The 22802-nt window shown below is 72.3% G+C and carries 18 protein-coding genes; 3 read left to right on the top strand and 15 right to left on the bottom strand.

The window, feature by feature from the left end; translation table 11 throughout:
• From ACBJ32_RS33335 to ACBJ32_RS33315, 5 genes are read right to left on the bottom strand one after another with little or no spacing between them, the layout of a single operon-like run.
• On the bottom strand, positions 1-1077 hold the full coding sequence (locus tag ACBJ32_RS33335; RefSeq protein WP_375130125.1) for an LLM class flavin-dependent oxidoreductase: 1077 nt from the start codon (positions 1075-1077) through the stop codon (positions 1-3).
• Complete coding sequence (locus tag ACBJ32_RS33330; protein ID WP_375130124.1) at positions 1074-2249, bottom strand: LLM class flavin-dependent oxidoreductase; 1176 nt, start codon at positions 2247-2249, stop codon at positions 1074-1076. Before ACBJ32_RS33330 ends, ACBJ32_RS33335 begins: the two co-directional genes overlap by 4 nt.
• The gene (locus tag ACBJ32_RS33325; protein WP_375130123.1) at positions 2246-3568 is read right to left on the bottom strand and encodes an NtaA/DmoA family FMN-dependent monooxygenase; all 1323 of its coding nucleotides are present in this window, start codon (positions 3566-3568) and stop codon (positions 2246-2248) included. Before ACBJ32_RS33325 ends, ACBJ32_RS33330 begins: the two co-directional genes overlap by 4 nt.
• Positions 3565-4476 carry a glutathione S-transferase C-terminal domain-containing protein gene (locus ACBJ32_RS33320; protein ID WP_375130122.1) on the bottom strand — a complete coding sequence of 304 codons (912 nt, stop codon included), beginning with the start codon at positions 4474-4476 and terminating at the stop codon, positions 3565-3567. Before ACBJ32_RS33320 ends, ACBJ32_RS33325 begins: the two co-directional genes overlap by 4 nt.
• Positions 4477-4499: 23 nt before the next feature.
• A complete protein-coding gene (locus ACBJ32_RS33315; protein WP_375130121.1) occupies positions 4500-5012 on the bottom strand; it encodes a flavin reductase family protein in 513 nt (170 codons plus the stop codon).
• A gap of 33 nt (positions 5013-5045) precedes the next feature.
• On the opposite strand from ACBJ32_RS33315, the gene ACBJ32_RS33310 reads away from it, so the two are divergent.
• Positions 5046-5180 carry a hypothetical protein gene (locus ACBJ32_RS33310; protein WP_357884626.1) on the top strand — a complete coding sequence of 45 codons (135 nt, stop codon included), beginning with the start codon at positions 5046-5048 and terminating at the stop codon, positions 5178-5180.
• A gap of 228 nt (positions 5181-5408) precedes the next feature.
• On the opposite strand, the gene ACBJ32_RS33305 is transcribed toward ACBJ32_RS33310, so the two are convergent.
• The 5 genes from ACBJ32_RS33305 to ACBJ32_RS33285 form a co-directional block, all read right to left on the bottom strand.
• A complete protein-coding gene (locus ACBJ32_RS33305; RefSeq protein WP_375130120.1) occupies positions 5409-6914 on the bottom strand; it encodes a carboxylesterase/lipase family protein in 1506 nt (501 codons plus the stop codon).
• A 194-nt stretch (positions 6915-7108) separates the two neighbouring features.
• Complete coding sequence (locus tag ACBJ32_RS33300; protein WP_375130119.1) at positions 7109-7621, bottom strand: hypothetical protein; 513 nt, start codon at positions 7619-7621, stop codon at positions 7109-7111.
• Positions 7618-8757: an amidoligase family protein gene (locus tag ACBJ32_RS33295; RefSeq protein WP_375130118.1), complete on the bottom strand. Its 1140-nt coding sequence runs from the start codon at positions 8755-8757 to the stop codon at positions 7618-7620. The genes ACBJ32_RS33300 and ACBJ32_RS33295 overlap by 4 nt, the downstream gene beginning before the upstream one ends.
• Positions 8758-8798: 41 nt before the next feature.
• Positions 8799-14162, bottom strand: coding sequence for an NUDIX domain-containing protein (locus ACBJ32_RS33290; RefSeq protein WP_375130117.1), 5364 nt, complete (start codon positions 14160-14162; stop codon positions 8799-8801).
• Positions 14163-14540 (bottom strand): YbaB/EbfC family nucleoid-associated protein, encoded by a 378-nt coding sequence (locus tag ACBJ32_RS33285; RefSeq protein ID WP_375130116.1) that lies wholly within the window; start codon positions 14538-14540, stop codon positions 14163-14165.
• A gap of 113 nt (positions 14541-14653) precedes the next feature.
• On the opposite strand from ACBJ32_RS33285, the gene ACBJ32_RS33280 reads away from it, so the two are divergent.
• Entirely contained in the window at positions 14654-14959 is a 306-nt protein-coding gene (locus ACBJ32_RS33280) for a hypothetical protein (RefSeq protein ID WP_375130115.1), read from the top strand.
• Positions 14960-14975: 16 nt separating this feature from the next.
• On the opposite strand, the gene ACBJ32_RS33275 is transcribed toward ACBJ32_RS33280, so the two are convergent.
• Genes ACBJ32_RS33275 through ACBJ32_RS33260 form a run of 4 tightly spaced genes read right to left on the bottom strand, consistent with a single transcriptional unit; the run spans position 14976 to position 20075 of the window.
• Complete coding sequence (locus tag ACBJ32_RS33275; protein ID WP_375130114.1) at positions 14976-15872, bottom strand: carbohydrate ABC transporter permease; 897 nt, start codon at positions 15870-15872, stop codon at positions 14976-14978.
• Positions 15869-16768 (bottom strand): sugar ABC transporter permease, encoded by a 900-nt coding sequence (locus ACBJ32_RS33270; RefSeq protein WP_357884644.1) that lies wholly within the window; start codon positions 16766-16768, stop codon positions 15869-15871. Before ACBJ32_RS33270 ends, ACBJ32_RS33275 begins: the two co-directional genes overlap by 4 nt.
• A 1-nt stretch (position 16769) precedes the next feature.
• The gene (locus tag ACBJ32_RS33265) at positions 16770-18152 is read right to left on the bottom strand and encodes an extracellular solute-binding protein (protein ID WP_375130113.1); all 1383 of its coding nucleotides are present in this window, start codon (positions 18150-18152) and stop codon (positions 16770-16772) included.
• A 27-nt stretch (positions 18153-18179) separates the two neighbouring features.
• Positions 18180-20075 carry a glycoside hydrolase family 127 protein gene (locus ACBJ32_RS33260; RefSeq protein ID WP_375130112.1) on the bottom strand — a complete coding sequence of 632 codons (1896 nt, stop codon included), beginning with the start codon at positions 20073-20075 and terminating at the stop codon, positions 18180-18182.
• 315 nt (positions 20076-20390) lie between these two features.
• Between ACBJ32_RS33260 and ACBJ32_RS33255 the strand changes: the two genes are divergently transcribed.
• Entirely contained in the window at positions 20391-22301 is a 1911-nt protein-coding gene (locus ACBJ32_RS33255) for an Ig domain-containing protein (RefSeq protein ID WP_375130111.1), read from the top strand.
• Between the two features lie 129 nt (positions 22302-22430).
• Here ACBJ32_RS33255 and ACBJ32_RS33250 read toward each other — a convergent pair whose 3' ends face one another.
• Complete coding sequence (locus ACBJ32_RS33250) at positions 22431-22772, bottom strand: helix-turn-helix domain-containing protein (protein WP_357884652.1); 342 nt, start codon at positions 22770-22772, stop codon at positions 22431-22433.
• Positions 22773-22802: the final 30 nt, after the last annotated feature.

Below are 22802 nucleotides of genomic sequence, written 5' to 3'. Positions count from 1 at the left end.
TCACCTCCGGCGACGGCACTGACGGGGGTCCTGGTGGCCGTGGCGGCGGGGGGGCGCGGGGAACGGCCGGCTCGGGATCTCGGCCCGCAGGACGGGCGCGATCTCGCTCTGGAACAGCTCCAGCGCCCCCTGGTGCTGCGCCGGGGTGAGCCCGTCGGCGTCGGCGTGCAGGTGCATGACCTCGTGCCCGAACCGCTTGTGGTAGTGCAGCACCTTGTCGACGATCTGCTGCGGGCTGCCGACGAGGATGGAGCTGCGCTCGATGGCGTCCTCCAGGGTGGGGAAGACGACCGGGAGGCCGAGCTCGCGCTGGAACGCCACGCGGGCGTCGTAGATCGGCCGGTAGGTGGCGATGGCCTCCTGGGAGGTCCTGGCCGCGTAGAAGCCGGCCGTCCCGGCCCCCACGAGGGCGGCGGCCGGGTCGTGCCCGTAGTGCGCCCAGCGTTCCCGGTAGTGGTCGATCAGCTCGGCGTAGGGTTCGATGGGGTTGGTGACGTTCGCCGAGAACAGCGGGTCGCCGTAGCGGGCGGCCAGGTCCACCGACTCCTTGCTGGTGGCGCTGCCGTGCCAGACCCTGATCGGCTGCTGCAGGGGACGCGGCCAGGTCTCGGCCTCGGCGAGCGGCGGCCTGAACCGGCCCGCCCAGGTGACCTTGTCCTCCCGCCACAGGCGGCGGAACAGCTCGTACGACTCCCGGTTGCGTTCCCACTGGTCCTCGGCGGTGACGTGGAACAGCTCGGCCTGCGCCGCCCCGTTCCCCTTGCCGATGATCAGCTCCAGGCGGCCTCCCGACAGGTGGTCGAGCGTGGCGTAGTCCTCGTAGGCCCGCACGGGGTCGAGCAGGCTGAGCGTGGTCACCGCCGTGAACAGCCGGATCCTGGACGTCCTGGCCGCGATGTGGCTGAGCACGACCGGCGGCGAGGAGGAGATGAAGGGCCGCTCGTGCCGCTCCCCCACCCCGAACCCGTCGAAGCCCAGCTCCTCCCCCAGCACGGCGTTCCGCACGACCTCGCGGAACCGGTCGGTCGGCGAGCTGTCGCCGGTGTGCGTGATCAGCGTGATGAGCAGGAACTTCATCGTGCCTCCGCGTAGCGGCTCGCCGGGCGGGGCAGGCCGAGCAGCCCGCGCAGCGTCGGCGCCTCGTACCGGCTCCTGAACGCCTGGCGGGCGCGCAGCTCGCCCGTCAGCCCGGAGGCGATCTGCCACAGGTCGTACGGCAGCGCCCCCGGCCGCAGCCGGAACCCCTGGATCCCGGCGCTCTGCCACTCCAGCAGCAGCCCGGCCAGTTCCCGCACGTGCCCGGTGAAGATCGCGGCGTCGGAGGCGAGCTCGGCCCCGTCCAGCTCGTCGAGGCGCGCCTTGCGCCCGGCCGCGTCGTCGCCGAGGAACACGACGAGGTCGGCGAAGATCTTCACGTCGGCGGACAGCTCCCTGACCTCGGTCACGATGGCGCGCGCCTGCTCGGCCGAGTGCGGCGTGACGAACACGACGTCGGCGTGTGCGGCCGCGAACTCGTACGGCAGGCGGGCGTGCGCCAGCGCGGCCACGACCGGCTGCCCCTGCGGCGACCGGGGCGTGATGGAGGGCCCCTTGACGGAGAAGAAGCGGCCGGCGAAGTCGATGTAGTGGAGCTTGTCCCGGTCGATGAACCGGCCGGTGGGCACGTCGCGGATCTCGGCGTCGTCCTCCCAGCTGTCCCAGAGCCGCCGTGCCACCTCGACCGCGTCCCCGGCCTCGGCGAACAGGTCGCGCACGTGCGGGTCGGCGGACAGGTCCGCGCCGCCGGGGCGGTTCAGCACCTGGTCGAGCGGCGGGAAGTCCCTGCGGCCGAAGTGGCGTGACTCGAAGCCGCGTGCGGAGATCTGCGGCCGCCAGCCGGCGCGCCCGCCGCTGACATGGTCGAGCGCGGCGATGCCGATGGCGACGTGGAACGGCTCGGTGTGGGTGGTGGTGGCGGTCGGCACCAGGCCGATGCGGTGGGTGAGGGGGGCCAGCCTGGCGGCCAGCAGGACGGCGTCGAGGCGGCCCCGTACCTGGTCGGTGCGCTCGTCGGGCGCGTCGGTCAGGGTGGACTGCAGGCCGAGGGCGTCCTCGATGGTGACGAAGTCGAGCAGCCCGCGCTCGGCCTCGGTGACCAGCCCGGCCCAGTAGCGGGCCGAGAACAGGGCGCGCGGGGCGGCGCTCGGCTCCCGCCAGGCGGCCGGGTGCCAGCCGGCGCCGTCCAGCGCCACGGCGAGGTGCAGGGTCATGCCAGCTCCAGGTGTTCGCGCAGGGTGGTGCCGGTGTAGTCGGCACGGAAGGCGCCGCGCTCCTGCAGCAGCGGCACCACCCGGTCGACGAACTCGTCCAGCCCGCCGGGCGTCAGGTGCGGGACGAGGATGAACCCGTCGGCGGCGTCCGCCTGCACGTGCTCGTCGATCAGCCGCGCCACCGTGCGAGGCGTGCCGATGAACGTCTGCCGTCCGGTCACCTCGATGACCAGCTCGCGGATGGACAGCCCCTTCTCCTCGGCCAGGGCCCGCCACTTGGCGGCCACGGCGGCGCGGTCCTTGATTGCGACCCGGCCCTGGGAGACACCGTCCGACAGGTCGGGTTCGAGGTCGGGCAGCGGGCCTTCCGGGTCGTAGGCGGACATGTCGCGGCCCCACACCTGCTCCAGGAAGGCGATCGCGGTCTGCGGGCCGACCTGCCGGCGGCGGATGGCGGCCGCGTTCTCGGCGGCCTCCTCCTCGGTGTCGCCCAGCGCGAACGTCACGCCGGGCATGATCTTGAGCTGGTGCGGCTGCCGGCCGTACCTGGCCAGTCGGCCCTTGACGTCGGCGTAGAAGCGCTGGCCGTCCTCCAGCGAGCCGTGCCCGGTGAAGATCACGTCGGCGTGGGCGGCGGCGAACTCCCTGCCCTCGCTGGAGTCGCCGGCCTGGATGACGACCGGGTGCCCCTGCGGGCCGCGGGGCAGCGTGAAGCGGCCCTCGACGGAGAAGTGCGCGCCCCGGTGCCTGACCGTGCCGATGGCGTCGTCCTGGCCGAGGAAACGGCCCGCCGCCTGGTCGCCGAGGACCGCGTCCGGCTGCCAGGAGTCCCACAGCTCGCGGGACAGGCGGACGAACTCGGCGGCCCGCTCGTACCGGTCGGCGCGGTCGAGGAAGCCGCCGCGGCGGAAGTTCTCACCGGTGAAGGCGTCCGAGGTGGTCACCACGTTCCAGGCGGCCCGGCCGCCGCTCAGGTGGTCCAGCGTGGACAGGCGCCTGGCCAGCTCGTACGGCTCGTTGAAGGTGGCGTTGACGGTCCCGGCCAGGCCGAGGCGGTGCGTCACGGCGGCCAGCGCGCTGAGCACGGTGAGCGACTCGGGCCGTCCCACCACGTCGAGGTCGTGGATGCGGCCCTTGAGCTCGCGCAGCCGCAGGCCCTCGGCCAGGAAGAAGAAGTCGAACTTGCCGCGTTCGGCCGTCCTGGCCAGGTGGGTGAACGAGGCGAAGTCGATCTGGCTGCCCGAGCGGGGGTCGGTCCAGACGGTGGTGTTGTTCACGCCGGGGAAGTGGGCGGCGAGGTGAACCTGTTTGCGGCTCATCGGGAGTGCCTCCCGTGCGGGGTGTCCCAGCCGGCGGGCAGGCCCTCGGTCGTCTCGCGGAAGGCCGGGCGCTGGTAGAGGTCGCGGGCGTACCCCCACAGGTGCTCGAAGCCGGACAGGTCCCAGTCGCTGATCAGGTGGTCGCGGTTGTACTCGGTGTCGTACCTGGCCAGCGTCACCCACAGCCGCACGTCCGCCTCGGTCAGCGTGTCGCCGGTCAGGTAGCGGCGCTCGGCCAGCCGCTCGTCGATCCACTCCAGGGCGGCCAGCACCCGGTGGCGCTCGTCCTCCCGTTCCTTACCGTGGGCGCGGGCCACGCGGCCGACGCCGGTGTTCACGTCGTGGAAGAGCCACCCGTTCAGCTTGTTGATCTCGGGGCGGAGCGGCTCGGGGTAGAGGTCGATCGACGGGTCCGCCCACTGCTCGAACTGGGTGGCCAGGTCGATCGTGATGTCGGGGAAGTGGTTGCTGACGATCACCCCTTGTTTCCTGTCCCAGAGGACCGGGACGGAGATGTGGCCGCCGTACCCCTCCTCGGTGGCCTCGTAGGCCTGCTCCAGGAGGGTGAAGCCGTTGACGGGGTCGGGGCCGCGGCGTTCCCTGAAGGCCCAGCCGCGGCCGTCGCGCTCGTCGTCCACGTACGACAGCGACACCACCTCCTCCAGCCCCTTGAGCTTGCGGACGATCGCGGCGCGGTGGGCGTACGGGCAGACCCAGGAGACGTAGAGGTGGTAGCGGCCCGGCTCGGCGGGGTGGCCGCTGGAGCCGTCGGCGGTGATCCGGCCCTGGAAGGGGTAGGGGGGGCGGTTCCAGTCCGGTGACAGGTGCAGGCGGCCGGGCCCGTACTGGCCGTAGGAGACGTGGTCGACGGGGCTCGCGTAGGTGGGAGTCCCGGTGGAGATGGTCACACTCAGCTCCAGGTGCGGAAATGTCAGTCTTCGGGGTGCGGGAGGAAGCGGCCGAACCGGCCCTGGTGGTACAGGAGGGGGCGGCCGGTGTTGTGCGTCTCGACCTCGGCGACGAGCCCGACGACCAGGATGTGGTCGCCGACCTCGGCCCGCTCGTACGGCAGGCAGACCAGGTGGGCGGAGACGTCCCGCAGCAGCGGCGCGCCGAGGGGCCCCGGCCGCCAGCGGGTGGGCGGCGCGAACCGGTCGACGCCCTTGCGGGCGAAGCGGGTGGCCACCTCGGCCTGGTCGCTGGCCAGGATGTTGACCGCGAAGTGGTCGGCGGCGCCGAGCAGCGGCCAGGTGGTCGAGGAACGGTCCACGTAGAAGGAGACCAGCGGCGGTTCGAGGCTGACGGAGGAGAACGAGGTGGCGGTCAGCCCGACCGGGACGCCGTCGGTCTGCGCGGTGATCACCACCACGCCGCTGGCGTGCACGGCGAGCGCGCGGCGGAAGTGGTCGGCGCCGACGGCGCGCCCTGGCAGCGTTTCCGTCATGCCGCGCTCCCCTCGGGGCCGGGACGGTGGCGGGTGGACGGCAGGGCTGAGCTGGTGGGGATGACGGGGATGTTCCTCACGGGGATGTTCCTCACGGGAGAACGAGCGCGGGTGGAAGAGGGCGGGGGCGTGGGCGACGGCGGCCACGCCGCGGCGGTCGATCCGTGATCAACGACACTGGGCGCTGGCGACGTGGCCGAAGTCCACGTGGGGGCGCTTGGTGAGGAGGAGGCCCTGGCTCATGGTCACGACGCTAAGCCGACATTCCGGATAAGTCAATATTTCCTACTGGTTTTACGGGTAATTGAGTGTGGCCCTTACACTGTGCTCGACGCCGCAAGCATGCGCCGTCAGAGGTTTGTAGTGCGTGAGGAGGCTGCCGTGGCCGGCCGCCCGCTACGACCGCGCCGGCAGCGGGAGAGGGTCGAAGGCGTGCCCGGCCCACAACCGGCGGGAGGTCTCCTCCGGATACGCCCGCACGCCCGGCTCGGTGTCGATGACCCACGTGTGCCCGGTCCGCGGCTCGTACGCCGGCCAGCCCGGATCCCCCGTCGCGGCGAAGGCGACCCAGGCCGCGCGGACCCGGGCCGACAGCTCGGCCGCCGCCGGCGGCGGCTCCTGCCCGAGCAGCAGCCCCGCCGCTCCGGCGGTCAGGTTGCCGAACGTCAGCGGCAGGCCGAGCCCGTGACAGGCGCCGAGGATCTCGCCGCCCATGCCGGGGGCACGCCAGGTCAGCTCGTACACGTACGCCCGGCCGCGCCTGTGGTGGGCCTCGGCCAGCCGCAGCGACGGCATCCGGAACAGCCAGTCGGAGTGCACCAGCTCGTACAGCCGCTCCTGCCCGGCCTCCGGGTAGGCGGCCCGGTAGGCACGCGGGTCCGGGGCCAGCTCCCGCAGCGCGGTGTCCGCCCGCTCGGCGGTGATCTCGCCGAGATCGCCCCTGATGGCCATGAACAGCCGGTACTCGTCGCGGTTGTGCCCCGCGATCAGCTCCACGTCGCGCGCCGCCCAGCCCGCCGGCGACGACCAGGGCGCCGCGGGCAGCACCTCGCCGTCCACGACCGGCCCGAGCAGCGTCTGGGCGTACGCGGCCCGGCCCCACTGCGGGCAGCCGGCCATCTTCTCCGACACCGCGTCCCCGGCGTCGATCAGCCGCTCGGGCGGCAGGTGCGCGAGTTCGCCCGCGACCGGGGGCAGGCCCAGCTCACCGGCCACGGCGGCGCCGAGGTCGGCGGCCAGCTCCGCGGAGAAGAACAGGCCCGGCACGCTCTGCGCGATCGCCCTGCGAAACAGGCCCGACGCCGCGGGCATCACCATCAGCGCCGCGATGCTCCCGGCGCCGGCGGACTCGCCGAAGACGGTGACCCGGTCCGGGTCCCCGCCGAACGCCGCGATGTTGCCGCGCACCCAGCGCAGGGCGGCCACCTGGTCCAGCAGCCCGCGGTTGGCCGGCGCCCCCTGGAAGTGCCCGAAGCCCTCGGCCGCGACCCGGTAGTTGAAGGTGACCACGACGACGCCGTCCCGGGCGAGCACGCGGCCGTCGAAGAGCGGGTCGCCGGACCACCCGTACATGTAGCCGCCGCCGTGGATCCACACCATCACCGGCAGCCGGGCGGCGCCCAGGCCGGGGGACCACACGTTGAGGGTCAGCCAGTCCCCGTCCGCGTCGTCCGCGCCGGCCGCGCCCAGCAACCTGGACTGCGGCGGCGGCGGACCGAACGCGCCGGCCTCGCGCACCCCGTCCCACGGCTCGGCCGGCATGGGCGCGGCCAGCCGCAACGCGCCTACCGGCGGGCGCGCGAACGGCACGCCGCGGAAGACGGCCACACCGTCCTCGACCCGCCCGCGCAGCCTTCCCGTGCCCACCCGGACCTCCGGGTCCGCGGCTCCGATGGCGTTCACGGCACGCTCCTCGTCCGGGGCCCCCGGCTCCGACAGCCTGGCGCGGCCATCCTCCCCCGGACCGCGGGCCCGCCGCACCTGGATATCGGGCGTCACCGCGCGGAAGATCTCCTCCTCGCCGGCGAAGCGCCCGTTGACGGTGGGGCCTCGGCCGTCCCTGCCGAGGTCGATGGTTCCGTGGCCGCCGGGGCGGGTCAGGGCGTGTCGCGGGCTCCCACCGTGATCACGCCGGCCGTGTGCAGGCTGGTCAGCAGCGTCCAGTCGTCGGCCGGGTCGAGCCAGACCTGGAGTTCGGCGGGGCCCGACGGTCTCGGCAGCGCCCCGGAAGGCCGGTAGAACGACGCGACCAGGACGAGCGGAACGGCGGCCGTCCAGCGGGCGGGGGCAGGCGGCTCGTGCCGGCCGCCGAGCAGGACGGCGCGCTCCGCCTCCCCGCACGCGCCGACCCGCCCGGCCGCGAGCTCTGCTTGCAGCCTGACCTGTACGTCCAGGGCGAGGGCGACCCGAGCCGCCTCCCGTTCGCCGTCGGTGCCGAGCTCCGGGTAGCCGGGGACGAGCATGCCGACGAGCTCGGCCGGCTCGTCGGCGTAGCCCCGGAAGGCGCCGCCCGAGTAGATCATCTCGTAGCGGTACGGCCGGCCTTCCGCGTTGACCGGCGGGCCGGGCGGCGGCTCAGCCGCGGAGACATTGCGGATGATCACGGTCATGGGCCAGGTGTCCCGTCCGCCGGTGCGCTCATCATGGCTCCCCCCTCGTCCGGGACGGCCCAGCGGGTCACCGCGTACAAGGCGGTGAGCTGCTCCTTGTCGGCGGCCCGCCAGAATATCTCGTCCATCAGCCTCCGGAAGGAGAGGCTGCCCTCCTCGGTGGTGTCCGCCCGGGAGCCGAGGTGGTGCAGGCCCGCGTGGGCGCCCAGGGGGTCATGCCGGCCCCCGTTGGGCGGCGCGTCCAGGATCGCGTTGCGGAACGCGGCCTCGACCACCGCGAGCGAGACCTTCACCTGCGACTGGATCACGGCCGGATCGAGCGAGCCGTCCCACATCCGGAGCTCGACGTGGTCGGTCCGCCTGCCCGTCACGCCGAACGTGTTCACCGCCGTCTTGCGCCCGTGGAGACCCTGCACCTGCGCGATCGACCGGTACCCCGCGGCGTGCGGCGAGCTGGGGCGGCACCATTCCTGCCCGCGGTGGCCCTCCCTCTCCGGGTTGTGCCCGAGCCTGTAGAGCGTGTCGGTGTGCTGGGCCACGTAGTTCAGCACGCTGGTGTAGTTGCCCACGAGGTGGTCGTAGTCGTGCGTGCTCACGTGGATGTGCCCGCCCGTCCTGACGCTGGCCGTGCCGCCGTGGGCGCGGATGATCTCGCAGGCCAGGCGGATGTTCTCCCACGTCTCCGGCTCGTCGTACAGGATGGGCGAGACCAGCTCGCCCATCACCGTGCTGTCGTTCTCCAGCCTCCACAGGCCGCGCCCGCCGTGCGCTCCCGAACGGTAGCCCGCGTCCTTGGAGGAGTGGTAGTCGTGCACGGTGGCGTCGGCGGTCAGGCCGGCCTCGTGCAGGGCGCGGGGGATGTCCATCGCCCTGTCGGTCATGGCGCCCTTCGGCATGTCGAACTCGATCTCGAGGCCGAACCCGCGTCCGCCGTCGCGGGCGCCCAGGGAGGCGGTGGCGTTGTCGTACAGGTACGGGATCACCTCCTCGCCCCTGAGCGCGCGCTCCACTGCCTGGTCATAGGCCCTTCTGAAGGCGTCGAAGTCGCGCGTGAACGACACCTCGGGGACGTCCGGCCAGCGCCGCCACGCCTGTACGCGGGACTCCAGCGAGGCGACCAGTTGCCGCTCCAGCACGCTGCGCGGGTCCGCGCCGGTGACCGACTGCAGGGACCGGCTCAGGCGGGAGAGGCTGTGGCGGTACTCGTGCCGCGCCCGAGCGTGGTCGCGGCCTCCCGGGCGTCCCGCACGGCCGACGGGGACAGATCGTGCGGGCCCGGAGCGCTCCCGCGCGGATCGGGCACCCCGCTCCCGCTGCGCGCATCCGGTACCCCGTTCCCGCGCGCATCCGGCATTCTGCTCCCGGACACATCGGGCCCATCGGGCGCTCTGCTCCCGGGCAGGTCCGGCGTTCCGCTCTCAGGCGGGGAAAGCCGCAGCGCGTCGAGCACCTGCCGCCGGTCGACGGGGCCGAAGAGGTCGAAGCCGTGCTGCCCGGCCTCGGCCGCCCGCTGGGCCAGCCTCTCCGCGGACGGGCCGAGGGCCGCCTCGTCGGCCAGGCGGCGCAGCGGGTCGAACACCCACATCCGGGACGACGGCCCGGGACGGGTGATCTCGGCGAGCCGGGCCAGGGCGCGTGCCTCGGCGTCGGTCACCCGCGTGACGCCGTACTCGTCCGCGAGCCGCAACCCGTCCCACAGGTACGGGTCTCGCGCCCGATGGGCGATGAGCAGATCGGCGAGCTCGCGGGCGCCGGCGGCCCGCGCCGGGTCCGCGCCGTGCGCCCGCGCGTCCCCGGCCAGGCGGATGAGCTGCTCCAGCGAGCCTGCCTGGCCCACGTCGCGGGCCAGGCGCTCCAGCGGCAGGACGACCCGGCGCCCCATGCCCGTCTCCGGATGCGTGACGATGTCGTTCAGCGCCCCCAGCACCCGGGCGCTGGGGGCGCTCACCTCGCCCAGCGCGTACTTCCCGGCCACCAGGAGGCCGTTCCACAGCTCCGGGTCCGCCTGCCGGAACCCTCGCATGGCGTCGTGGAAGGCCCTGTCCCCCGTCGTCCCCGGCAGCAGGTGACCGTTGGCGTGCGCCGCCTGCACGAGCGGCAGCACCTGCTGGACGTTGTGGACACCGGCGGCTTGGAGCAACGGCCGGGTGAACGCGCTGACCGTGCCCGGAGTGACCAGGGGCCCCATCATCTCCACCATGAGCCCGGCCACGCGCGCCTGCGCGACGGTCGAGGAGGGCAGCAGGGATCGATGCTGGTAGCCGAGCCAGCGGTGACGATCCGCCGCCATGGCCCTGCCGAGGACGTCGGCCAGCTCGGCGCGGTCGCGCGCGGCCTCGGGCGTCATGCCCTGCCGCTGGGCGTCCTGGTAGAGATCGACCAGGGCGTCGACGTCCAGGCGCGCGCTGAAGAGCTGCATCGCCAGGTCGCCGATGGCCCTTCTCGGGTTCTCCGCGCCCAGGCTCGTGCTCATCGAGGCCAGGGCCGCGGCCGCCGCGTCGCTCTGCTGCTCGACGGGCAGCTCCCGCATCAGGCGCCTGCCCCGCTCCAGGAGCTCCTCGTGCGGTGGGCCGCCGTCCTCCTGCTGGCCGTTGAGCAGCCGTTCGATACGATTCGACGCGCCGTCCTCGTGGCGGCCTCCGTCGCCGGGCGTCCAGCGGTGGACGATCGCCGCGGCCTCGGCGAAGTTGCGCGGCCGCGGATCGGCTATCGGGGAGTACCCGTCGGTGAGCGCGGTGTCCGGGGGGCCGGGCACCGCGTGCGTGCGCGCGTGGCGGACCTCACCCGCCGCCGCGCCCGCAACGGCGGTCTCGGGCACGGGCGGCGGGACAGCCGATGTGACGGGCGGTGTGACGGGCGGCGTGATCTGCGGGGTGGCGGGTGGCAGGGTGCCGGAGTGCGCCGGGTCCGCCACGACGTGCTCGAGCCGGGTACGGATCTCGGGCCAGGCCGCGGCGAAGTCCGGGTGCAGATCAAGGCTCGCCACCTCCCGCACCGGCACCCACGCGATGTCGATGGACTCCGGAGACGCGGGCCACACGTCGGCCCGGGAGGGGGCCTCGCCGATGACGGTGTCGAACGCCCAGCCGCCATGATCGTCGTGGTGGACCGCGCGCACCTCCACCTCGCTCAGGTCCAGCCTCATCTCCTCGCCCGCTTCGCGGAACGCCGTCTCGACGGGCTGCTCGCCGGCCTGGCGGGCCCCGGCGACCGGCCCCCACAGCCCTCCGTGGTGCGTCTCCAGGGAACGCAGTTGCACGAGGACGTGCACCTCGCCGCCGGGCCCGCGGTGAAAGGGCAGCAGGCCCGCCCCGCCCTGGGTGCCCCAGTGCCGGTGCCCCTGGTCGCACTCCGTCCAGTCGTCACCCGACTGCTTGATCCGCCAGCCGCGGGGAAGGTCGGCGTACGACGGGCCGGGACCGGTCTCGCCGATGTGCGGCGGCCGCAGCACGGTGACCTCGCCGGGCGCGGCGAGCAGGACGAACTCGTGCAGGGGCAGCTGGCCCATCCCCGTCCACGGGGTGGCCAGCACGCGGGAGGCCGGGAAGACGCCCGCCATGACCGCCCCGTCCCCCAGGCCGGTGTACCGCTTGGCGACCCCCGGCATGGCACTCCAGGACTGCAGCGGCAGCGCCGGCGGAACCGCCACCACGTCGCCGGTCGCGGCGGCGGCCAGGGCCGGCATGGTGCGCCCCTGCTCGAACGCCACGCCACGGTAGAGCGCCAGCTCCTCGATGCCGTGGCGGCTCAGCTCGCGCTGGGTCTGCGCGTACTGCTGCCGCAGGAAGTCGCGCAGCACCTCGCCGTCGCGGGCGTAGTCCCTGGCGGCGGTCCTGGCACGGTTGGGATCGCCGTACGTCTGCAGGTCCAGGACGCCCGTCAGCCCGAACTCGTCGAGCGCGGCCATGTTCATGGCCAGCCGCGGCGGCAGCATCTCGCCCGCGCCGAAGCCCCACCTCTTGATCAGTTCCTGGACGGCCAGCCGCCGCGCGATGCCCGCCGCCTCGGGCGAGTCGAACGGCAACTGGCGCAGGATCCGGCGGGGGCCGACGATGTCACCGGGGCCCCGCGCGAAGGACGGCAGGTCGCTCCGCTCGACCGCCTGCCAGGAGCGGATGGTCCTGCCCAGGGCCTGGTACTCGTAGTGGACCAGGAGCTGGCCGGGGTCGCCGACCGCCCGCAGCAGGCCGTCCTTGCGGGCGGCGCCGAGGAGGTCCTGCGTCGAGGAGCGCATCGTGTCCGACAGCCGCTCCACGGCCGCCCTGTCGGAGGCGACCCAGGCGGGGACGCTGATCGGGTCGTACGCGCCGTCCTGGCTGAGCAGGCTCGCCACCCGCTCCGGCGCCGACCCGATCGGGCCGGGGCCGGCGGGCAGGGCCCTGGAGTGGGCGGCCGGCGCGCTCAGGACCTCCAGAACACTCCGCCGGTCGGGAGCGGGCGGGTGCGCCGTCTCCGCACGCGGATGCGCCGCTGCCGGCGGGTGCGCCGTCTCCCCACGCGGATGCGCCGCTGCGGGCAGATGTGCCGTCTCTGCGGGCGAGTGTGCCGCTGCGGACGGGCGTGCCGCTCCCGTGGACGGGCGCCCGTCCTGCGGGCGCGGGTGTTCCCCCGGCGTCGCGGACCGGCCGTGGACGGGAGGCGGCGCGCCGACGTGCGGCGCGGAAGCAGGGAGGCCCGCGTCGGCGGGGCGGTCCTGATGCGCCGGACGGGCGGCGGCCGGGGCCGTGCCGGGGATCACGGGCGGCTCTGCCCGGTCCGGGGACGTCCGGGAGGCCGCGGACGTCTGCTCGTCGGCCACGGGCGTGGTGCCGTGATCCCGCTGCGGGAGTGGCGCCGAGCGGGAAGCCGCCGCATCCGCGGCGTCCCTCCCGGTGCTGTGCTCGCCCCCGTCCCTCCCCGCCCCGTCCCTTCCAGCGCTGTCCCGCGCGCTTCTGTCCTGCGCGGCCCCGTCCCGCTCGGCCGCATGCCGTTCGGCGGCGTTTCGCTCGGCGGTGTCCGAGTCGGTGAGGTTTCGCTCGGCCGGGTCCTGGTCGGCCGTCTCCGTGACGTGCGAGACCGCGTTGACGCCCGGAACGGTGGCCGGGAGCGCCGAGCCGCGGGGAAGGTCGCCCGGGGTCACGGCATCGCTCCGCACCGCCGGCGCTCCGCTCACAGGGGTTCGCTCTGCAGGGGCGGCGTTGTGCGGCGGCGTCCGCTCAGCGGGCAGGGCGCCGCCGGAGGCAGGGCGCTCGGCCGGGGTGGCGGGCAGCAGCGTGTCACGGCGCTGGACGACCTCGCCCACGATCGTGTCGCCGCGATGCGGCGCAGGCGTGCCGCCACCGGGTTCGGAGGGCGGTGGCCGGTCGATCACGGTGCCGACGCCGCCGCGGCTCTCGGGCGATGCATGATGCTGCGCGAGGGTCGCGGCATCCGGCCGGGGCCCCGGCGGGCCACCGGTGTCGCTGTGGCCCGCGGCCGGCTGATGCGGACCGGCCGGGGGAAGACCAGGACCCGGCAGGGCGGCGTCCCTGCCTGAGGGAGACCCGGAGCCGGAAAGAGCGCCCGAGTCGGGGGAAGTTCCGGAGCCGGGTGGGTGGGTGCCGAGATCGGCGACGGCCAGCATCGGGAGGTAGCTCACCCGCGCCGAAGCCGGCACGTCCAGGCCGCCCGCGACACCCGAGATGAACGTGTACCCGAGGTGCTCGGCGTCGAGCTGCCCGCTGAGCGCGAGCCCGGGGACCGCGCCCGCGGTGCCCGTCACCCCGCCCAGCAGCGCCTGGCCGTACATGCTCTGCCCGAGCGCCACGAGCCTGTCGCGCACGGCCAGCTCGGCCTTGGAGGCGACGTACACCATCTTCCGGCTCAGCAGCCGCGACAGGCCCGCGTTCGCGCCGGCGAACAGCGCGCCGGTCAGCGCGCCGCTGCCCGCCGACAGGGCGAGCGACTGGAGGTCGAAGTCGCCCGCCTCGCGATCGCCCCAGAGCTGCTGGGCGGCCTGCACGCCGAGGTCCAGGCCGCCCATGATGCCGCCGAACCGCAGCATGTTCAGGAGCACGAGCCGCTTCAGCGTCTGGATGTTCACCTTGGTCAGCAGCGAGTGGTGCTGGATCAGCCGGAGAACGGCGGGACCGTTCACGTAGATCCACACCAGCAGCCTGACGATCATCGCGCCGAGGAGCGCCAGGGACGCGTAGATCATCCACTCGGTGTGCTGCATCCGCACGCCGTGCTCGCGCAAGGACCGCGCCTCGTCCCGCAGTGCCTGCTCCAGCAGGTCGAGCAGCGCCTCGGGCGAGCCGTTCGGGTCCTGCCGCCCGCTGAGGGCGGCGAAGACCTGCTCGAACGACTCCTTGGCCGCCCCCTGCCAGAGCCCGTCGCGCAGCAGCCGCATGACGGCGCCGGCGTCGTCCGCCTTGATCTCGGCCAGGACGTCGGCCAGCTCCTCCAGCGTCCGTGCCTCGGCGATGATCCCGCCGACGTCGGCCTCGGGCAACGCGCCGCCCGTCAGCGGCTGCGCCATCGGCCTGACCACCTCGGGCACCAGGCTGAGATCGAGGCCCATCTACGGGGTTCCCGGTTGCGGGAGGAAGGAGTCGAGGCCGGTCTCCTCCCCGAACAGGTCGTCGAAGGGCAGGTCCGGTACGAAGGGTGCCATCAGTTCCTTCATCTCGCCGGAGACCTGCCGGGTCGCGTGCCCGATCTGTTCCACGATCGAGTCGGACAACTCCGACGGGGACAACTTCCGGTAGACCCGAGGGTCGAGCTCGATCGTGCGTACCTCACCGCGGGGGCCGACGGTGACGGTCACCATGCCGTCACGGGAACTGGCCGTGGCCGACAGCTCCCGCATCCGCTCCTGCATCTGTTTGAGCTGCTCGGTCTGCTGGTTGACCTCCTGGACGAGCTGCTCCAGCAACCGCCACTGCTCGTTCGATGCCATCGCCGTCCCCACACTAGCAACATCAGTCTCAATGGCCTCCAATGCCTCATCTTCTCTCATTTCATGACACGGAATGACCTTCGAGCCCCGGTGATTCGCTACGCTGCCGACTCGTGGACTTCGACGGATCCGCCTACAGCAAGAGCCAGCTGCGCCGGCTGGCCCGCGGGACGAGCGACATGTCCGCTCTCGTGTCCGACGCCGACGTCCGGTACGAGACGTCGGTGAGCACCACCCGCACCGCCCTGGGCGACGACGACTACGGCCGCGCCTACTGGCAGGCGCGAGGCCGGCGCATCGACGGCATCGGCGCCGGTCTCGCCCTGCTGGTGTCCGCGCTGGGCCGGGAGGAGACCCGGCTGCTGCGCGCTCTGACGACGTATCGCGCCGGCGACGACGCCTCGACGCCGAAGGCCTGAGGGCGCCGCCCGCCTGTCAGTTCTTGATGCCGGTGAGGGTGACTCCTTCGATGAAGTAGCGCTGCAGGAAGAAGAACAGGGCGATGATCGGGGCGATGACGGCCGCGGAGGCGGCCATCAGGTAACCCCACTGGGTGAGGTAGATGCTCTGGAAGGAGGCCAGGCCGAGGGAGAGCGTGTACTTCTCCTCGTCGTTGAGGTAGAGCAGCGGCCCGAGGAAGTCGTTCCAGGTGCCGATGAACGTGAAGATCGTGACCACCACGATCGCGGGCTTCGACAGCGGCATGACGATCGTCCAGAACACCCGCCACGGGGACGCGCCGTCGATGTAGGCGGCCTCGTCCAGCTCGAACGGGATCGTCAGGAAGAACTGCCGCAGCAGGAACACGTTGAACACGCCGCCGCCCGCCCCGGCGAACCAGCTCGGCACGGTGAGCGGGATGAAGGTGTCCAGCGCGCCCAGCTCCTGCCACATGACGAAGGTCGGGATCAGCGTCACCGCGTACGGCAGCATGACGGCGCTGAGCAGCACGGCGAAGGTGAGGTTCCGGCCGCGCCAGCGCAGGCGGGAGAAGCTGAAGGCGGCCACCGAGCAGGTCAGCACGGTGCCCAGCACGCTGATCACCGCGATGATCACGGTGTTGACGAAGTACAGCCAGAACGGCTGGGCGGTGAGCGCCTCGGTGAAGTTCGACCACTGGAACGGCGAGGGGATCCACTCCGGCGGCGCGACGAACATCTGCGCGTCCTGCATCAGCGCGCTGCGCACCAGCCACACGAACGGCAGCAGCGTCGGCACCGCCCCGGCGACCAGCGCCAGGTAGAGCAGGGCCTTGCCGTACCTGCGGGGCCTGCGCGGGCCCGCGGCCGGGGCCACGCGTGCCGTGCGCGGCGGCGCCTGGACGGCGGTCATCGCGCACCTGCCATCTCGTAGTAGACCCAGCGGCGCGCGTTCCTGAACAGCAGGAACGTGACCACAACGATGATCATGAACAGGACCCAGGCGAGCGCGCTGGCGTACCCCATCTCGCTCTCCCTGAACGCCATGCGGAACAGGTAGTAGACGTAGAAGAGCGTGGCGTTGTTGGGCCCGCCCTCGGTCATCACGTACGCCTGGTTGAACACCTGGAACGTGCCGACCACGCCCACCACCAGGTTGTAGAAGATGGTCGGCGTCATCATGGGCAGCGTCACGTGCCAGAAGCGCCGCCACGCGCCGCCGCCGTCGATCGAGACCGCCTCGTACAGGTGCCGCGGCACGCCCTGCAACCCCGCCAGGAAGATCACCATGGTGTTGCCGAAGCCCCAGGTGCTCATCACGATCAGCGACGGGATGGCCATCGACTCGTCGTAGATCCACTGCCCGGTCGGCAGCCCGGCCTGGCGCAGCAGCGAGTTGAGCAGCCCGAAGTCCGGGTTGAAGATCCAGATCCAGAGCACCACGTTCGCGATGGCCGGCACGAGCGTCGGCAGGTAGAAGATGGTGCGCCAGACCGGCAGGCCGCGGACCTTCTGGTTGAGCAGCATGGCCACCGCGAACGACACGATCAGCACCAGCGGGACCGCGCCGAGCGTGTAGTACGTGGTGGCGCTGAGCGACGTCCAGAACAGCTCGTCACGGGCCAGCTCGGCGTAGTTGCCGAGCCCGACGTACGCGGGAGTGCCGCCCACCTGCCAGTCCGTCAGGCTGAACACGAACGAGGCCACCATCGGCCCCGCCGTGAAGATCACGAATCCGAGGATGGCCGGGAGCGCCATGAGCACGCCCCAGCGCCGCTCCATGCGGCGCTGGCCCGACAGGCCCGCCACGTCACGGCTCCTGCGTGTGCTGCCACCCCTGCAGCATGCCGGTGATCTTGGGGGTGACCGCCTTGAGGATCTCGGCGGCGGGCCGCTTGCCGGACTCCAGCTCCTGCAGGGCGGGGGTCAGCACGTCGCTGGAGATCGCGGACAGGTTCTTGACCCGGTTGCGCAGGTCGGGCACGCCGTGGTCGCGGCCGTAGTCCACGACCGCCGTGCGGAACTCGGGCGGGTGGGCGTCGTTCCTGATCCAGGAGTCGATGGCCGCCTGGTCCTCGTAGTACTTCTTCTCCTGCGGCATCCACAGCCCCTGCTTGTACAGGTCCACGTAGCGCGGGTCGATGTGGAAGGCGAACAGCTCCACCGCCTCCTCCACGTGCTTGGTCCCGGCGAACACCGACGAGGCGCCCGCGACCTGGGAGGTGGTGAACGGCTCGCCGTACTTCGGCAGCACGCCGATGCCGTAGTCGACCTTGCTCTCGTTCATGTCGAGCAGCGCCCAGTGGCCGTCCACCACCATCGCCACCCGCTTGGTCTTGAGCAGGATGTTGGTGCCGGGCACGTCGTCGCCGGTCGCGGCGAGCTGGCCGGGGCCGGGGGCGACGCGGTGCTTGTAGATGAGGTCCTGCAGGTTCTGGAACATCTGGATGGACTCGGGGGTGTCCAGCAGGCACCTCCTGCCCGCCTCGTCGGCGAAGTCGGCGCCGTTGCTGCGCAGGAAGCCGTACCAGGCGGCGGCGTAGGTGATGCTGATCGAGACGCCGAACTGGCGGACCTGCCCGGGGTCGAAGCCGGACTCGTCGGGATGCTTGCCGTTCTGGTCCACGGTGAGCTTGTACGCGTTCTCCACCAGCTGGTCCCACGTCCAGGCGGAGGCGGCCTCGGCCGGCGGCGGGGCGATGCCGGCGGCGGCGATGGCGGACTTGCTGTACCACAGCAGCTCGATCTCGTTGGCGGTGGAGACGCCGTGCAGCTTGTCCTTGCCGTACCAGAGGTAGGCGTCCGGGAGGTAGCCGGCGAGCTGCGGGTACTTCTGCAGGTACGGGTGGAGGTTGACCAGGTTGCCCTGCTCGGCCAGGCGGAACGACATCGACATCGGCACGTAGCCGAGGTCGGGCGTGCGGCCGCCGGCCACCAGGCTGTTGAGCTTGACGTCGTACTCGTCGGGGGTGAAGACCGGTTTCACCTTGATGTCGGGGTTCTTCTGCTCGAAGGCCTTGAGCATCTTCTCGATGGCGGCCTTCTCGAAGGTGGAGCCCCAGTACATGAACTGCAACGCGGCGGAGCCGGCGGCGCCCGTCCCGCCGCCGGAGCCGCCGCCCGAACCGCAGGCCGTCCCGGCCGCGCCCAGCGCGGCCAGGCCGCCCATCCTGAACAGGTCTCGTCTTCTCATGGGGGGTGTTCCTTACTCGGGCGAAATTCAGGCGAGGGGCATCCAGACCCGCATGACGCCGCCGTCACGGTTGTCCCACTGGTAGTAGGGGACGGCGGTGGCGGTCGCGCGGGCGGCGGGGGCCGCGTCCGCGCCGGTCGTGTAGGGCAGCCCGTGCGGTGGCGCGGGCGGCAGGCGGACGGCGTCGGCCTCGACGAGCACGGTCCTGCCGATGCCGGGCAGGTCCCGCTCGACGGTGCGGAGGGCGGCGCCGGGGGTGAGGGCGAGGTCGTCGAGGTCGGTGTCCTGGTCGATCTGCTCGAAGCAGTAGACGATGGGACCGCGCTCGATCGCCGCGCATCCGCGCAGCGCGTCGATCCTGCGGTGCGGGCGGACGATCCGGGGCGTGAGGTCCAGGTCGAGGGTGACGGCGTCGCCCGCCTGCCACTCGCGGCGGATCGCGGCATAACCGTCGGCGCCGGGAACGAGCTCGCGGGGACCGCTCGCGTCGGACGTGAGCGTGGTGGTGCTGCTCCAGGCGGGTACGCGGAGCCTGAGCGTCCACTCGCCGCCCGGCGCGGACCGTACGGTGAAGCGCACGCGGCCGTGCCACGGGTAGCCGGTCTCGACGTCGAGGACGGCGCCGCCCGCGCGGATCACCCCCGGCACGTACTGGTGCACCGACACGCCCTCGTCACCGGTGGTGGCGACGTAGTGGCCGAGCGAGGAGACCAGCCGCATGATGTTCGGCGGGCAGCACGCGCAGGCGAACCACTCCCGGCGCCTGCCCAGGTAGGCGTCCTCGAACAGGTCGGCGCGGCGCTGCAGCGGGTTGACGTAGAAGAAGCGGGTGCCGTCGGCGCTGGTGGAGGCGGCGAAGGCGTTGTAGAGGGTGCGCTCGATCAGGTCGGCGTAGCGGGCGTGCCCGGTGGCCAGCAGCAGCCGCCAGTTCCAGTGGATGCTCGCGATGGCCGCGCAGCTCTCGTTGTAGGCGCGGTCGGGCGGCAGCTCGTACCGCTCGCCGAACGCCTCGCCGTCGTGGCGCGAGCCGTGCCCGCCGGTGATGGAGGTCTTGGTGGCGACCAGGTCCTCCCAGCGGCGTACGGAGGAGGCGAGCAGGTCGTCGTCGCCGGTCTCGACGGCGACGTCCACGACGCCCGCCTCCAGGTAGAGCTGGCGCACGGCGTGCCCGACGGGGGTGGCGGCCTCGCGGACGGGCAGGTGGTCCTGCGCGTAGAGCGGGCCCATGCCGGTGCTCTTGATCAGGCCCTTGCCCCGGTTGTCGATCAGCTTGCGGGCCAGCTCCAGGTAGGGCCGTTCCCCGGTGAGCCGGTACAGCTCGACCAGGGCCGTCTCCACCTCGGCGTGCCCGTCGATGCCGTCGTCGCCGTCCACCAGGAACCGTCGCACGAGCAGGTCGGCGAAGCGGCGGGCGATGCCGAGGAGGTCCTCGCCGAGCCCGGCGCGGGCCGCGGCCACGGCGGCCTGGACGAGGTGGCCGGCGCAGTACATCTCGTGGCTGTACTCCAGCTCGGCGAAGATCTGGTCCGGCTTGACCACCTGGTAGTGCGAGTTCAGGTACCCGTCGGGGCGCTGCGCGCGGGCCAGCAGCGCGGCCGACTCCGCGACGAAGGACCGGTAGGTCTCGTCCGGGTGCCGGCAGTGCTCCCAGGCGACGGCTTCCAGCTGCTTGTAAAGGTCGGAGTCCTGGAACCGGTAGCCCTGGAAGGTTCCGTCGCCCTCCCCCGCCGCCAGCCTCAGGTTCGGCGCCGCGCCGGACTTCTCCATCTGCTCGAGGCCGAGCGGGATGCTCGCCTCGCGGTTGATCTGCTGCCAGCGCCCGAGGGGGCCTCCGTGGATCTCGACGTCGTCGATGCTCAGCGGCCGTTGGACCGCGGTGGAAGGAGCCAGCGGGCCACGGACGCGGCCCGTGAGGTCAGACATCGCGCTCCCTGTTGCCGGGAATAGGTTTTCCTGGCCCGCAATGTAAGATGTGATACAGCACTCGTCAAGAGGTGGACAGGTGCGCGAATGCCCGGAAAACGGTTGCCCCTCCTTGCTCCCCCAAGACGTGCTTGATCGCAACCTGCGGCCATCGAAAACCTTTTCTTCGTTATCGGAACGTTGCATTGCTGCAAGCGCGGCATAGGGCTCTTGACAGACGGCTGAGGCTGGGTTTTGCTTCCGAAAACCTTTTAGATCTTTCGCCATCCCGCCATCCGGCGGGCGCCCCCGCACCCCTAGCGAAAGGTTTCCGTCATGAGACGACTGGCCGCACTGGCCGCCCTCCTCGCGTCCTTGCTCACCGTCCCGGCCGCCCCCGCGCACGCCGCCGGGCCCGCCCAGCTCATCGACATGTTCGGCAGGACCGTCAACTCCTACGGCGTCAAACTGGTCGACTGGCAGGGCTACCTGGCCAACCCGTACGTCGAGCTCACCGTCAGGCCTCCGGCCGACATGCGCTTCCCCCTCACCATCGACCTGAAGGCCGAGGGCACGTCCCGGCTGATGATGGACCTGCCCAGCCAGCTCACCGCCACCGGCGCGACCAAGACCCTGACGTTCGCGAACGCCTCGGAGCAGAAGGCCTTCCGCCTGGCCATCCACTCCAAGCGCGGCCCCGGCGCCGACGAGCAGCACACGCTGCGGCTGTCGATCAGGGACGCGGGCGGCGCGACGTACCAGCACTCCCTGCCCATCCACGTGCAGCAGGACGAGAAGACGGCGCTGCAGCCGACCATCCCGATCGCCTTCGACTACCGCTACGACAACATCACCGGCTACTTCTCCGACGCCGGCGTGCGCACGGCCGCCGAGGAGGCCGTCAAGGACTGGTTCCGCTTCTTCGACCTGCAGCCGTTCGACACCGTGGCGGCCGGCGCGGAGCCCAACCACCTGCCGGGCAACGACTGGCAGAACACCGTCAACGTCACCAACAACGCCGCCTACAACGGCATGTACGTCTTCTTCCGCGGCATCCAGACCCCGTACTCGACCGGCTACCCCGCCAACAACGGCCGCTACAGCACCCGCGGCGGCCAGCAGGTGCCGGGCCCGCTGCACCGGTCCACCGCGATGATCCTCGAGTACGACGAGGCGAACAAGCAGCTGTTCACGTCCCTGGCCGACGAGGACTGGTACAGGACCGAGATCCAGGGCTCGGTGCTCGACGTGCACGGCCTGGTCATGCACGAGTACGGCCACGCCGTGGCCTTCCACAGCGACTGGGCCGGCATGCGCGCCTACGTGGCGGGCGGCGGCAACGACCCCGACGTGGTCGCCTACCAGGGCCGCGCGGTCCCCCTCGACAGCAGCTACCACATCCCCGGCGACCAGCCGAACTGGGACCGCCTCAGCGGCCAGAGCGGCGGCTGGACCCACCTGTTCCCCACCCGCCGCTGGATGCTCACCAAGCTGGCCCTGCTCGTGGCCGAGAACGCCGGATGGAAGCTCAACCGCAACCTCACCCCGTTCCTGGCGCCCGCCATCACCACCACCTCGCTCCCCCAGGCCACGCCCGGCACCGCCTACCAGCACACGCTGGCCGCCAGGGGCGGCGTGCCCTTCTACGACTGGCAGGTGACCGGCGGCTCGCTGCCCGCCGGGCTCAGCCTCGACCGCTTCACGGGCGCCATCACCGGCACCCCCACGGCGGCGGGCACCGCCACGTTCACGGTCCAGCTCAGGGACTACGACCGCCTGAGCACCCCGGTCACCAGGACCTTCACCCTCACCGTCGGCGGCGCCCCCGCCGCGAACCTGGCCGCGAGCGCCACCCCGTCCGCCTCCTACACCTCGCCCTGGGAGAACGTCGCGGCGCTCAACGACGGCATCGACCCGCCCTCCTCCAACGACACGGTCAACCGCCGCTGGGGCACCTGGCCGCAGACGGGCACGCAGTGGGCGGAGCTGACCTGGCCGTCCGCGCAGACGCTGCGCTCGGCCGAGGTGTACTTCTTCGACGACAACGGCGGGGTGCGGGCGCCGGCGTCGTGGCGGCTGCAGTACTGGAACGGCAGCGCCTACGCCGACCTCCCGGGCACGTACCCGACGGCGTTGAACGCCTACAACCGGGTCACGTTCGGCGCGGTGAGCACGAGCAGGCTCAGGGTCGTCCTGGAGAGCGGGGCGGCGTCGGTCGGGCTGCTGGAGGTGAAGGCGTACGCGTAGAGGCGTGCCACATACCCACTTTTTTGTGGGTACTTGCCGCCGCGGCGGTGGCGCGGCCAAGCTTGTCCTGGCGGCCGGAAGGCCGCCAGGACGCAGCCGGGCGAGAGGAAGGCGGAGGTGAGGGGTATGTCAGGAAGCGGCGGCCAGCCGTTCCAGTCGGCGGTGTCCCCACTCCGACAGGGGCGCCAGCGCCTCTGACAGGTCGCGGCCGAACGGGGTCAGGGAGTACTCCGTCCTCAGCGGCCGCACGTCGTACACCTTCCGGTGCACGATCCCGTCACCTTCCAGCTCCCGCATCATCTGGGTCAGCACCTTCTCGCTGAGCCCCGGCAGCCGCCGGAGCAGCTCGGCGGGGCGGTGCGGCCCGGATTCCAGGATCCACAGCAGGGCGGTCTTCCACTTGCCGTCGATCACGGCGATGGCCGCGGTCACCCCGCAGACGTTCGGATCCTGGGCGCGGCTGCGCGTCATTCGTCATCCCATCCTTTCCGAGGAGTCAAA

It is taken from the genome of Nonomuraea sp. GTA35 (genome assembly GCF_041950525.1).
Lineage (GTDB): Bacteria > Actinomycetota > Actinomycetes > Streptosporangiales > Streptosporangiaceae > Nonomuraea.
Note: the sequence above shows the minus strand (reverse complement) of the source record. Positions and strands in the feature narration are given on the sequence as shown.

What these genes read in the sequence shown, in the direction of transcription:
- ACBJ32_RS33335 (WP_375130125.1), bottom strand. Translation starts at nt 1,077, where the DNA reads ATGAAGTTCCTGCTCATCACGCTGATCACGCACACCGGCGACAGCTCG.
- ACBJ32_RS33330 (WP_375130124.1), bottom strand. Translation starts at nt 2,249, where the DNA reads ATGACCCTGCACCTCGCCGTGGCGCTGGACGGCGCCGGCTGGCACCCG.
- ACBJ32_RS33325 (WP_375130123.1), bottom strand. Translation starts at nt 3,568, where the DNA reads ATGAGCCGCAAACAGGTTCACCTCGCCGCCCACTTCCCCGGCGTGAAC.
- ACBJ32_RS33315 (WP_375130121.1), bottom strand. Translation starts at nt 5,012, where the DNA reads ATGACGGAAACGCTGCCAGGGCGCGCCGTCGGCGCCGACCACTTCCGC.
- ACBJ32_RS33300 (WP_375130119.1), bottom strand. Translation starts at nt 7,621, where the DNA reads ATGACCGTGATCATCCGCAATGTCTCCGCGGCTGAGCCGCCGCCCGGC.
- ACBJ32_RS33290 (WP_375130117.1), bottom strand. Translation starts at nt 14,162, where the DNA reads ATGGGCCTCGATCTCAGCCTGGTGCCCGAGGTGGTCAGGCCGATGGCG.
- ACBJ32_RS33285 (WP_375130116.1), bottom strand. Translation starts at nt 14,540, where the DNA reads ATGGCATCGAACGAGCAGTGGCGGTTGCTGGAGCAGCTCGTCCAGGAG.
- ACBJ32_RS33275 (WP_375130114.1), bottom strand. Translation starts at nt 15,872, where the DNA reads ATGACCGCCGTCCAGGCGCCGCCGCGCACGGCACGCGTGGCCCCGGCC.
- ACBJ32_RS33265 (WP_375130113.1), bottom strand. Translation starts at nt 18,152, where the DNA reads ATGAGAAGACGAGACCTGTTCAGGATGGGCGGCCTGGCCGCGCTGGGC.
- ACBJ32_RS33260 (WP_375130112.1), bottom strand. Translation starts at nt 20,075, where the DNA reads ATGTCTGACCTCACGGGCCGCGTCCGTGGCCCGCTGGCTCCTTCCACC.
- ACBJ32_RS33255 (WP_375130111.1), top strand. Translation starts at nt 20,391, where the DNA reads ATGAGACGACTGGCCGCACTGGCCGCCCTCCTCGCGTCCTTGCTCACC.
- ACBJ32_RS33250 (WP_357884652.1), bottom strand. Translation starts at nt 22,772, where the DNA reads ATGACGCGCAGCCGCGCCCAGGATCCGAACGTCTGCGGGGTGACCGCG.